The organism is Pedobacter gandavensis, assembly GCF_032678745.1.
GTDB lineage: Bacteria > Bacteroidota > Bacteroidia > Sphingobacteriales > Sphingobacteriaceae > Pedobacter > Pedobacter gandavensis_C.
In genome coordinates this window covers 216,249-229,253 of record NZ_JAVTST010000008.1, presented here as the reverse complement: position 1 = coordinate 229,253, position 13,005 = coordinate 216,249, and the positions used below count along the sequence as shown (strand labels likewise).

8 protein-coding genes are annotated in these 13,005 nt (G+C 39.9%); 3 read left to right on the top strand and 5 right to left on the bottom strand.

Annotated features, from left to right (window positions below; genetic code table 11):
- Positions 1–90: 90 nt before the first annotated feature.
- The 3 genes from R2S10_RS21305 to R2S10_RS21295 form a co-directional block, all read right to left on the bottom strand.
- Complete coding sequence (locus tag R2S10_RS21305) at positions 91–1,719, bottom strand: beta-N-acetylhexosaminidase (RefSeq protein ID WP_316842436.1); 1,629 nt, start codon at positions 1,717–1,719, stop codon at positions 91–93.
- 97 nt (positions 1,720–1,816) lie between these two features.
- Positions 1,817–3,751, bottom strand: a complete 1,935-nt coding sequence (gene rpsA, locus R2S10_RS21300) for a 30S ribosomal protein S1 (RefSeq protein ID WP_316822874.1) — start codon at positions 3,749–3,751, stop codon at positions 1,817–1,819.
- A 124-nt stretch (positions 3,752–3,875) separates the two neighbouring features.
- Positions 3,876–4,853, bottom strand: a complete 978-nt coding sequence (locus R2S10_RS21295; RefSeq protein ID WP_316842435.1) for an AraC family transcriptional regulator — start codon at positions 4,851–4,853, stop codon at positions 3,876–3,878.
- Positions 4,854–4,928: 75 nt separating this feature from the next.
- On the opposite strand from R2S10_RS21295, the gene R2S10_RS21290 reads away from it, so the two are divergent.
- From R2S10_RS21290 to R2S10_RS21280, 3 genes are all read left to right on the top strand, one after another.
- On the top strand, positions 4,929–7,982 hold the full coding sequence (locus R2S10_RS21290; RefSeq protein ID WP_316842434.1) for a SusC/RagA family TonB-linked outer membrane protein: 3,054 nt from the start codon (positions 4,929–4,931) through the stop codon (positions 7,980–7,982).
- Between the two features lie 36 nt (positions 7,983–8,018).
- A complete protein-coding gene (locus R2S10_RS21285; RefSeq protein ID WP_316842433.1) occupies positions 8,019–9,533 on the top strand; it encodes a SusD/RagB family nutrient-binding outer membrane lipoprotein in 1,515 nt (504 codons plus the stop codon).
- Positions 9,534–9,640: 107 nt separating this feature from the next.
- Positions 9,641–11,017, top strand: coding sequence for a PepSY-associated TM helix domain-containing protein (locus tag R2S10_RS21280; protein ID WP_316842432.1), 1,377 nt, complete (start codon positions 9,641–9,643; stop codon positions 11,015–11,017).
- Here R2S10_RS21280 and R2S10_RS21275 read toward each other — a convergent pair.
- Positions 10,998–11,972 carry a GlxA family transcriptional regulator gene (locus R2S10_RS21275; RefSeq protein WP_316842431.1) on the bottom strand — a complete coding sequence of 325 codons (975 nt, stop codon included), beginning with the start codon at positions 11,970–11,972 and terminating at the stop codon, positions 10,998–11,000. The genes R2S10_RS21280 and R2S10_RS21275 overlap by 20 nt on opposite strands.
- A 290-nt stretch (positions 11,973–12,262) precedes the next feature.
- Positions 12,263–12,724: an Lrp/AsnC family transcriptional regulator gene (locus tag R2S10_RS21270; RefSeq protein WP_062550140.1), complete on the bottom strand. Its 462-nt coding sequence runs from the start codon at positions 12,722–12,724 to the stop codon at positions 12,263–12,265.
- Positions 12,725–13,005: the final 281 nt, after the last annotated feature.

Sequence of the window (13,005 nt, the reverse complement as noted above, 5' to 3'; positions counted from 1 at the left end):
GCTAGCATTGTTTATTTCCATGAGTTGCGTATAATTATGGCTAAATATAGTAAAATGATAGATTCAAAGCCAAAGCATCGGAAATTAAGGTTATAAATATCTTTTACTATACTTAACGCCCATCATATCATACCTCCGAAACTGCTCTTTAAGTCGCTCCTTAAAATTGACAAAATTGCGCTTAGGCTTCGGGCTCCACAGTACTTCACTTAAGGCATCTAATCTTGGAAAAAGCATGTACTCCACTTTAGCTGGATTGGTGATGTATTCCGTCCATAAGTTTCCTTGTCCACCCCAAATGTATTTGGCTTCAGCAGGGGTCAGTACCGTGGGTACAGGCTCATAATTATAGACATCTGCTAAAGGTAAATACCGGGCTGCAGTTAAGGAATCATCTTTTAAAAATTGCGAGTGGTTGAAGTACATGAAATTTTCTGGCGTCATGATCACTTTATGTTTTTGTTTCGCAGCGGCAATGCCTCCTTTTTCTCCGCGCCAACTCATTACAATTGCATTTGGAGCAAGGCCACCGTCTAGAATTTCATCCCAGCCGATGATGGTTTTTCCTTTGCTGTTCACAAACTTTTCAATCCTATGTATGAAATAGCTTTGCAGTCCATTCTCATCTTTTAAACCTTTCTCTTTAATCAGCTGCTGAGAAAAAGCAGATTGTTTCCACCAGATTTTTGAACACTCATCACCGCCAATATGAATATAAGGGGAGGGGAAAAGTGCCATGACTTCTGTGAGAACTTCTTCCAGGAAATTGAAAGTCTGATCAGAAGGAAGTAATACATTGTTGAATTTATTGAAGATGCCCCAGGTTTCTGCTACTTTCTTAGGTTGTTTTGGTGTAGTGCTCAATTCTGGATAAGCGGCAAGGACCGCCATGCTATGTCCTGGCATTTCGATCTCCGGGATAATGGTAATGTATCTGTCTGCGGCATATTTGATCACCTCTTTGACTTCTGCCTGGGTGTAATAACCGCCATGTCTGATGTCATCGTTTCCTTTTCCAGGATAGAGGCCAATGATGGATCCATCTCTCCAGGCACCAACAGTAGTTAAGCGTGGATGTTTTTTGATTTCTATACGCCAGCCATGGTCATCGGTCAGGTGCCAATGGAAATAATTCAACTTATGCATGGCGAGGTAATCGATGTATTTTTTAACAAAGCTGACATCAAAAAAGTGTCTGCTCACATCCAGGTGCATGCCGCGATAAGCGAAGCGTGGATAATCCGTAATGCTCACCGCCTTTATTTGTAAAGGAAATGGTTTTGGGGAAGGAGGTAGGAGCTGGATCAGCGTTTGGATCCCATAAAATGCACCAGCAGGGGCGCTGGAACGTATCGTCACAGACTTTGCCAGTACTTCCAGACTGTATTGTTCTGGATTTTTAATATTTGTGCGCTGCTGTGCTGGATATTCCTTGATCAAGTTGATCACATTCTTCCTGTTTGGATCTGCAGTGGTGGTCAATGTTAAATCGAGCAGATAATATTTTTTAATGAAACTGATGAAGAATTCGGCGGAAGGCCTCAGACTATTGTCACTGATAAAAACCTGTGTACTTTTATTGGCGATGGTAAAGTTATCTGTGGTTCTCCCTATTTTCATTTCCACAGGCTGTGGAATTAAGGAAGGGGTAGGGTATTGAGCAAAGCTGCTCAGCTGAAGGCAAAGTAAGGCGCTCAGCATGGATATAAAGATTTTCATAAAATTCAGGATACTAAAAAAGGGTATTAACCTTGGCAAAATAGCAAAAAAAAAGGCACCCCGGATTGGGATGCCTTTAATATATTAGCTTAAAAGATTATTTAGCTTTGTTTTTGCTTTCTTCACCTTCCATTTGCTCTTTTAATTGAGCAAGTACGCCTAGATCGCCAAGAGTTGATTTCTCAACTGAATCTTTAACTTTCTTAACTGCAGTGTTTGAAGCTTTAGCTTCTTTTTTCTTAGTAGCTCTTTCTTCAGCAACAGCTTCAGCTTTAGCCTCTTCCCAGATACGGGCATGAGAAACAACGATACGTTTAGCATCTTTGTTAAACTCAATGATTTTGAAGTCATTAGTTTCTTCAGCTTTGATAGTTGTTCCGTCTTCTTTAGCCATGTGTTTAGTTGGAACGAATCCTTCTACACCATATGGTAAAGCAATAACAGCACCTTTATCAGTTACTTTAACAACAGTACCTTGGTGAATTGAATCTAACGTGAAGATAGTTTCAAAAGTATCCCATGGGTTTTCTTCTAGTTGTTTGTGACCTAAGCTCAATTTACGGCTTTCAACATCTAATTCAAGAACAACTACGTCTAATGTATCACCTACTTTAGTGAATTCGTTAGGGTGGTTAACTTTTTTAGACCAAGAAAGATCAGAGATATGGATTAAACCATCAATACCTTCTTCAATTTCTACGAATACACCGAAGTTAGTCATGTTTTTAACTACAGCAGTATGTTTGCTTCCGATAGGATATCTTTCAGCAACATTTTGCCAAGGATCTTGAGTTAACTGCTTAATACCTAAGCTCATTTTGCGTTCGTCTCTGTCTAAAGTTAATACTTCAGCTTCGATTTCATCGCCAACTTTCAAGAATTCTTGTGGGCTACGTAAGTTTTGTGACCAAGACATTTCTGATACGTGGATTAAACCTTCAACACCAGGAATGATTTCTAAGAAAGCTCCGTAATCAGCAACAGTAACAATTTTACCTTTAACTTTAGAACCAACAGCTAAGTTAGTATCTAAAGATTCCCAAGGGTGTGGAGTCAATTGTTTTAAACCTAATGCAATACGTTTTTTCTCGTCATCAAAGTCAAGAACAACAACGTTGATTTTCTCATCTAAGCTTAATACTTCTTTTGGATGCTCTATGCGGCCCCAAGAAATATCAGTGATGTGAAGTAAACCATCAACACCACCTAAATCGATGAATACACCGAAGTCAGTAATGTTTTTAACAGTTCCTTCTAATACCTGTCCTTTTTCAAGTTTAGATACGATTTCAACTTTTTGGCTTTCTAAATCGTCTTCGATTAAGATTTTATGAGAAACTACTACGTTTTTAAACTCATGGTTGATCTTAACAACTTTGAATTCCATTGTTTTACCCACGTATACATCGTAATCGCGGATAGGTTTGATGTCAATTTGTGAACCAGGTAAGAAAGCTTCAACACCCATGATGTCAACGATAAGACCACCTTTAGTACGGCTTTTAACAAATCCGTTGATGATTCTGTCATTGTCAAGAGCCTCATTAATAGACTCCCATGATCTTTGGGTTTTAGCTCTTTTACGAGATAAAATCAATTGACCGTTTGCGTCTTCTGGAGCTTCCACGAATACGTCAACGGTATCACCAATTTTCAAATCAGGTGTATCACGGAACTCAGAAGTAGATACTAAACCGTCAGATTTAAATCCTACGTTTAATACTACGTCTTTATTGTTGATAGACACAACAATACCACTGATGATTTCACCTTGGTTGATTTGATTGAAAGTATCGGTATACATGTCTTCAAACTTTTTACGGTCTTCATCAGAGTATTTTCCGAAAACTTTATCATCTGCATCCCAATCAAAATCTTGATCTGGTGTTGCTAATGCTGATTTGATCTGTTCGATCGACACTGAATCAGCTTCTGATTCAATGGTTTCTTTCTCAGTGAGACGAGCGTCTGCACCTTGTAATTCGGCTTTTTTAGCCTCTAGTTCTTTTTCTGCTACTTGTTTTTTAGCCATTAAAATTTAATCTCCTTTTCCCGTGAGGGACTGCAAAGGTATAAATAAAATAATTTAAAGAAAAGAATTTCTTGATAAATGTTGTTGATTTAGAACAGATTGGACGGAAAACTTCCTTTTTTCACTATGCAGTGAAGAAAACCAGACAGATTTCCGGATCAAAAAGTAGGAAGAACATCTTGATCTTATTGGGCAGGTAGCCAAAGTATTTTTTAAAGGCACTGGTGAAATGAGTCGCGTGTTTATAACCCATCTTTTCCGATACCTCAGATACCCGGGAATCACCTTGAAGTAGCATGGCTTTAGCCTGTTCCATCTTATATTGGTTCAGATATCCGTAAACTGTAGTGCCATATGCAGCCTTGAATTGTTTCTTCAGGTTAAACTCATTCGTGCCTACCATATGCGCCAATGTCCGAAGTGAAAATGGACGGTCAATGTTCTGAATCAGAATTTCGCGTACCTCCTGCATCTTGTCCAGCTCTTCCTGCTTTAATCGGGGAGCCGGTTGCTGTTGTTGCAGCAGTTCCAGTTGAGAAATCTTGATGGCCAGTAATTCGATTACTTTAGACTCCAGAAATAAGCGTTCACAAAAGCCGGTATGGGGAGAGTTTTCAATCCCATTTAAAATCGCATTGATTTCCGGGGTGATGTGTAAATGCTGCTCGGAGAATAAAATGATATTTTGATCAGCGGCTTCGGGTGCTGGTAATTGTAAATGAATCGCTGCAGGATGATCTTCTGGCAAATACCTCGATAAAAACCCCGGACTGATCTCTACAAAAATCACCTCATTTGATTCCTCCAGTAAAGCGGTCTGAAAAGGGGAGTTTCCTGTGGTCCAGATCAGATTATACTGCTGACTTTCCAGTAGAGGGAGCACGCTGGAAGCCCCTTCCTCCTCAAAAGATAGTTTTCCTTTGATCACAAATATCATTTGATAACCAGCTTGATTTTCACGATCCTCAGTTAAATCAAGGGTGTAATGAGCGCTTAAAGCCGGTTTTCTCTTCGAATAACCAATAGCAAGGTCCTTAGATCCGTAAAATGAACGGTCTTTTATTTCTCCTTTTAGCGTCATCTGTTCTCCCTTTTGCGTCATCGGCTACTGATATCTTTGCGGCGAAGTTAAAGTTATTAAGATTAAATCTTAATAAAATATCAAAATAATATTTAGATGAACAAAAAAGCTACCCTAATTATTTTACTATTAACGATCTCCACAGGTCTCTTTGCGCAGGTAAGGATGATCACAGGGAAAGTAATAGATCAGAAAACCGGAGTAACCCTTCCAGGAGCAACTGTTATCCGCAAGGCCACCAACGAAGTGGTGAGTACCGATGCAGCAGGTAAATATTCCATTAATGCGGAAACCGGCGATTTACTTTCTTTTTCTTACACAGGCTATATGAGCATAGAATTGAAAGTGACTGCGGATAAAAATACACTGAATGCCTATCTGGATGATTCGGTAAACCAATTGTCGGAAGTAGAAGTTACCGGTGCTTTAGGTATCAAACGTCAGGCAAGAGAATTGGGTACCTCCGCCACGCTGATCAGCAATGAAAGTCTGAATCAGGGTAAAGTAGTGAATCCTTTACAAGGTCTGGCCAGTAAAGTTGCCGGATTGAGAATCAACATGAACGATGCCACAACGGGTAAGACCGATCAGTTGGTACAAATCAGGTTACGTGGTTCCAGGTCCTTCAACGACGCGAAAAACAATCCTATATATGTAGTAGATGGGGTACCTGTTCCAGACATTGGCCGTTTAAATCCGAATGATATTGAAAACATTACCGTGCTTAAAGGGGCGAATGCTGCTGCATTATATGGTTCAGAGGGTGTAAACGGTGCTTTAATGATCACCACTAAAAAAGGACAAAGAGGTAGGGGAACGGTTAATTACTCCAATACCACCACTTTTTCAAATGTTTACCTGCTGCCACCCGCACAAACACAATTCGGACAAGGACAAAATGGGGTGTATTCTCCAACAGAATATGAATCATGGGGACCAGCTTTTGATGGTAGCATTAAAGACCTGGGCCTAAAATTACCAAACGGTGTACAGCCAACCGCATTGTACGCTGCACCATCAAAAGACAACCGTTTGGATATGTTCCAAACCGGTAGAACTTTACAGAACGACCTTTCTTTTTCTGGGGGTGATGAAAATTCTACCTACTATTTCTCTGTTCAAAACGTAAATATCAAAGGAGTAATTCCTGGCGATAAAAGTTCCAGAACAGGAGCGAGGTTTAATGGTTCCAGAACTTTTGGAAAATTGAATACTTCTTATAATGTCAATTACATATCCGCAAATAGAAACACCACACCAGATGGACCATGGTATAGCACTTACGTGCAGCCTGCAAATCTTGACCTGAATAGATTAAAAAACTGGAGAGATCCTAACTCAGCAGCGAACCCGCTGAACTATTATACAGATGCTACTGCGGCAAAGAATCCATTCTTCTTAATGGATAACAACAGAAATACTTCCAATCAGCAAACTATTAATGGAAAGATTCAACTTGATTATGATTTTGCCCCATGGTTTTCTGCAATTTATCGCATTGGATTGTACAGTACTTCAGAAGAAAGTAGAGCTACTACCAATAAACTAGCTTCTCCTTCCGGAAACAGGAATGTGAATGGTTCAGTAAATGATGGTAACAATGATTTCCGCAGGGTCAACAGTGATTTAATCCTGAATTTCAAGAAAGACTTCGGAAAGTTTACGAACCGATTATTAGTAGGACAAAACATCCGTATGGATGATTCTAAATTGACTTCTATAGGAAGTGCCAATCTTTTATTCCCAGACCTTTTCAATCCGGGGAGCCGCGCTGGCGAGCTGGATGGTACTGCTTCGATTACTAAATACAGGGCATTGGGTACGTATTTCGAATATACTGGCGGATATAACAACTATTTGTTCTTAACCTTAACAGGTAGAAATGATATCGTTTCGGTATTGAGCAAAGAGAACCGCTCTTATTTCTATCCTGGTGTAAGTACTTCATTTGTATTTACAGAAGGGATCAAAGCCTTAAAAGACAATAAAGTACTTTCGTTCGGAAAGGTTTTTGCCTCTTTTAACAAAACAGGGAACGTGACTTTAGATCCTTACAGCTTAAACAACGCCTATTCGCAGATCAATGGTTTTCCTTTTGGTGGCTTAGTAGGCTTTACGCCTAACTTAACGAGTCCGAATCCTGATATCAAACCGGAATTTGTGAAATCTTACGAGGTTGGTACTCAATTGGGTTTCTTCAATGATCGTTTAAACTTTGAAGCGGCATATGTGTATTCAGATTCTGACGGTCAGATTTTTGATGCGCCGATTTCCAGTGCTACCGGTTACAATAGTACCATTGTTAACGCAGGGCGATTGACCAATAAAATCATTGAATTGAGCTTAAGTGGTGATGTGATTCGTAAGGACGACTTCAGGTGGAACCTTGGTTTTAACTTCACACACATTAATAATAAGGTGAAAACTATTTTCGGTGGACAGGAAGAATTCAGAATGTTCAGACAAGCTTATGCAGTAGTTGGACAAACCTATCCATTATTGAAGGTGAGTGATTACCTAAGAGATGCGCAAGGAAGAGTAGTAGTGGATTCGAAAGGAAATACAACTACTGTAGCCGATAGCGCACCACTAGGCACCATGGTACCTCCTTATCAAATGGGTTTAAGTACGATGATTAGTTTTAAAGGAATCAGCATTGGCGCTCAGTTTGATGCCCGTTTAGGTGGTTGGTTATATTCTGAAGTAGTACCAAGAATGTACACTGCAGGTACACATCCGGCAACTGTAGCTCATGGCCGTCAGCCTTTTATTTTCCCTAATTCGGTAATCAATACAGGTACAGCAGAGCAGCCCGTATATGTAGAGAATACCACAGTGTTCTCCAAAGGCGATAAAGCATTCTGGGACGGACAAGGAAAAGTGCAGAGAAATACAGCTGCAAAGTCCGACTTCTTTAAACTAAGGGAATTGAACATTAACTATGCTTTACCTAAAGCATTACTGGCTAAACAAAAAGTGATTCGTGAAGCTAGTTTCGGCCTTGTAGGTACAAATCTATTCATCGTTAGACATAAGAGCAATACTTATGGAGATCCTGAATCCTTGTACAATCAAACCGATGGTTACCTGAGTTTCAGACAGATTCCTCCAACCAGAATGTTTGGTTTTAACCTGAACGTGACGTTCTAATTTATTAAAGATATACACGCTGAAGAATAACATATAATGAAGAAAAGTATAAAAATATTCGTTTTCGCGGCCAGCTTATTCAGTCTGACTTCCTGCGATAAATTCCTGGATGTGAATGACAATCCGAATGGTCCAACAGAACAATATCTGATCTTAAGTGCCCGTTTACCGGGTGCTTTAATCAGTACCATAAACCAGGAAACGGTACAAATCAACCAGCTTGCAGCCTTTTGGGCAGGTTATTGGGGCACTACCTCTGAAGCAACCAATAAGTTCTATAAAGAGAAAACCTATAATGGGGTCGCTATTCGCGGAACCAGAGACGGGATTCAAATTTGGGAAGGCACTTTTAACACCTTATTATATTATCAATTGATCAAGGAACAGGCGCAAAAAGAAAATGCACCGTTTTACTCCGGAATTGCGAAAATCATGCAAGGATGGCACTTCTTACACCTGGTAGATATTTATAACAATGTCCCTTTTGAGGAAGCCTTGAACAGAACACAATATTTGAAACCTAAATATGAAGATGGAAAGACAGTATATGAAAAGTCTATTGCGCTGATTACTGAGGGGATGTCAGAGATTAAAGCTGCTACTGCAGATCAAAGTCCGGGCAAAGCCGATATCATCTTTAGCGGCGACAAGCAGCTTTGGGCTAAATTTGGGAATACCATAAAGTTGAGAGCGCTCATCCGCCAGTCGCAAGCAAATAACGACGCTTACATTACTGCTGAAATCGATAAGATTAAACTGGAAGGAACTGGATTTTTAGGCTTAGGACAACATGTCGCTACTAAACCTGGTTATATCAATTCTAAAGGTAAAATGAACCCATTCTGGGAAACCAATTACAGAGGAGTCAACGCTTCGGCTACCAATCATGTGGAGTTACGTCCAACACAATACATCATTGACAAGTATAAAGGATTGAATGATCCTCGTCTGGCTAGTTTATACACGAGTATCAACGGTACTTTTAAAGGGGTGCTTTTCGGAAATCCTAATGTAGATGCGCAATATGCAGCAAAGAGTACTTCTGCTTTTAAAGGACCAATTGAAAATGATAGTAAACCTACCGGTCTTTTCAAAAGCTTTGATCAGGCACTGATTTTAATGGGCTCTTTTGAAAGTTTATTCCTGCAAGCTGAAGCAGCAAACAGAGGATGGATCGCCGGTTCTGATCAGACCTTCTATGAACAGGGGATTGCAGAGTCATTTAAATATATGGAAGTAAATGCAGGAGCATTTGCAGACTATAACAAACAAGGTTCAGTGAAGCTAAGTGATGCAGCGCCAGCTGAGCGCTTAAAAAGAATCATTGAGCAAAAATGGTTAGCCTTAAACAGCATCAGTAGTCTGGAAGCCTGGAGTGATTACAGAAGATTAGGATTCCCTGATATTCCTAACTCTTTATTGGCTCCTGCACCAACAGATAGACCATTAAGGTTAATGTATCCGGAATCAGAGCGCCAAACCAATGCTGCAGAAAGTGGTAAGCAAGGCAATGATGAAGTGACCGTAGGAAAGATCTGGTGGAATAAATAAGTCTTCAAAGAATTAAAGTAAAGCACCCCATAGTAACAAATCCGCAGGTATTAAGACTTAGTCTAAATAATTGCGGATTTGTTTTATATTTGTAAAAAATAGCCTTAATGAAACCAACTACACCTAAAAGCGCCTGGCAAAAAACACGTAAATTTTTTAACGACATCCATTTATGGATTGGATTAGGAAGCGGGATCATTGTGATCCTGGTTTGTTTAAGTGGTACCCTGTATGTTTTCAATACAGAATTCAAGGAGATGGCGAATCCTGAATTGTATAAAGTAAATGCACCAGCAGCTGCAAAACCATTGCCGATTGAATCGCTGATTAAGCAAGTCAAAGAAAGCACAGGGGGGAAAGTAGTTTCAATAAAAATCCCTGCAGATCCAAACCGGACTTATCAGTTTATGGTGAGGATGAAGGAAGGTGATAAAGAAGGGAAAGATAAAGCCAAAGCTGGACAAGATAAAGCCCTTGCCGGAAAAGAAGGTCCTGGCCGCGAAGGAAAAGCTGGAAAAGGAAAAGCTGGAAAAGGAAAAGATGGCAAAGGAAAAGCTGGGAAACCGGAAGAAGGAAAAAGACCTTCGGCTTTTGCAGTAAATCCATATACTGGTGAAGTTATTGGCAATATCTCTGAAGTAAAAGGTGCGACGGCTTCCTTCATGAAAACCATGTTTAGCCTACACAGATGGTTGTTATTAGATAAAGTAGAAAAACCGATTTTCGGCGAACTTGAAAATAGAAAATTAGGAAGTTATATTACTGGTGCTGCCACTATATTATTTACACTAGGCGTGATTACCGGAATGGTGATCTGGTTTCCTCAAAGGATTAAATCCTGGAAACAAGGACTAAAAGTTAAATGGTCTGGAAGCTGGAAAAGAACCAATCATGATTTGCACAATAGTCTGGGTTTTTATTCTTGTATATTTCTATTCCTGATGGGGATTACAGGCCCACAATGGTCTTTCCCTTGGTACAGAGAAGCCTTAAGGAAATCTTTGGGTACTTATCAGCCAGAAGGATTTGAGCCGCCTAAAGACCCGGTTTCGACGGTTGTAGCGGGTGCTGCTCCTTTAAACCTGAGTGATTACCTTAAAAAAGCAGATCAAGTATTGTCTTATCAAGGTGATTATAGTATCAGCTTACCAAAAGATTCCGCTTCGGCCATCGCAATTATGAAAAACAAAACAGGATTTTTTGCACCTGCTGCAGGGGATAAAGTGCTGTTGGATCAATATACTGGCAATGTACTGAAGATGGAAGTGTTTAGCGATAAACCTTTCAACGAGCGTGTTTCTGGTTCTATCAAAGCCCTGCATTTGGGTGATGTATATGGAATGTTTACCAAGATTATTTATTTCCTGGCCTGTCTGATCGCAACCAGTTTGCCAGTTACAGGAACATTGATCTGGCTGAACAAGCTAAAAAAGAAAAGAAAGAAAAAGGTAAAAGAAGTGCCTGCTATGCGGCTTTCGGCTTAAATTTATCCCGATAATCTTTAGGAGTCATTCCGGAGTTTTTCTTGAAAAGCTGTCTGAACGTTTTCAGATCATTATAGCCGGAATCTAACATTACTTCCAGAATACTGAGGTTGGTTTGCTCTAAGAGCTTTTTAGCCGCCTCAATTCTGGTTTTTTGTAAATATTCAATCAGTGTATTTCCCGTAGCCTGTTTAAACCTGCGCACGATATTCCTCCTGCTGGATGGAATATGTTGCAGGATATCTTCAATCGTTACGGCCTCTTTATAGGCATTTTCAATGCAGACCTGTGTTTTGGCAACCAGCTCATCGCCATGGTCTCTTACCGGATGAAAACTACCAAAATAGCTCTGCTGCTCCCGGTTCATATCAATAGAAAATATTTTGGCAATGTGTATGGCCGTATCCCGGTTACAATAATTGTGGATCAGCATCAACATCAAATGAAAACTACTCGTTGCCCCACCACTGGTATAAATCCCCTGATCTACAGTAACCACCTTTTCCGGTTTAAAATAAACATCAGGAAAGCAGTTGGCAAAGGCATTACTCGCATTGACATGGGTAGTGGCAATTTTCCCATTCAGTAAACCTGTGGCGCCCAATAAAAAAGCACCCGTGCAGAAACTTGCCAGTTCAGCCCCTTTTTTATACTGTTGTTGGAGCCATGGCAGGAACTCCAGGTTTTGCTGGATGGCTGTATTTAGGTCCTGATGATCAAATGCAGGAATTAAAATCAGATTTTGCTGCCCGGATTCGGACAAGCTAAGTGCCTTGTATTTTTCAAAAAGATTGCCCTCCGGGGAAACGGTTGCATTCCGAATCAGGCTGATCTGGAAAAGGGGGCTACGGCCAATTTCCTCATAATGATGATTTACAGTATCAAACACATCCAGTATCGCCGCTACACTTAGTAAACGATATTTATTGGGGAGTAATAAAGCTACCTGTACCATTTGATTTACGTTTTATGCGCTGCAAATTAATAAATAATCTCTCATATTCAATAAGATAGAGAAAGCATATATTGGCAAACGAAATGTAATGGAAACCTGTTCCGCTAGGGCTTTGCTAGGGGCATATTATGGTACTGATACCCGGGATCCGGGCCTGATGCCCAATAGCTATCCCAAGTATACCCTATTACTTGCCCATCTTCTAGCATTTCTATGTGGAGTCTGTTTCCAAATATATAACAGTTGGTGTTCAGGAAATGTTTATTAGGGCTACTGCTGGCTTTGCGCTGCTAAATCTTGTAACTGGTGTCTCTTTTTTCTTCTGATAGTACCAGGAAGCTTTGTACACTGCCCACATTTGGAAGTTTAGACAATTGACCGCGTAGAAAGTCATTGTAACCCTTCATATCAGGAGATACAATTTTGAGGATGAAATCGAAATTACCAGTAATATAATAACACTCTCTAACATCTTCGAACTGTACCACTTCTTTTTGAAAAGCACTTAAAGCTTCCTCAGAATGGTCGTTCATCTGGATATGTGTAAAAGAAATAATGCTGTTGCTACTTTTTTGAAGGTCTACCAAAGCAGTATAACCTTTAATATAGCCATTTTGCTCCAGCCATTTTACCCGCTCAAAGATCGGTGAAACACTTTTCCTTAACCTTCTGGCCAATTCTTTATGCGTCATTCGGGCGTCTTCCTGTAGCAGGCGCAAAATTCCAAGATGGGTGGGATCTAGTTTAGACATTTTTCAGCAAATAGATTTATAGCTTAGTGTAGGTGTTTTACAAAGTAATATGGGTCAAATATAGTATTATTTATTTTTTATGAAACATTTCAAGGCTATCTGCCAAAGGATAGTGTATAACTTACCTTAACCCCTTAAAAAATAGGGAGGTAGGGAAATTAAATTTTGCAATGGAGCCGGCACAGAATTGCTGCCCGAAAATTGTATGGTATAAAGCAGTCAAAACAGAAAAATTTGCTGAATGTAAGTGGAAAATGAGATATCTGTTTTGACCTTCCGAA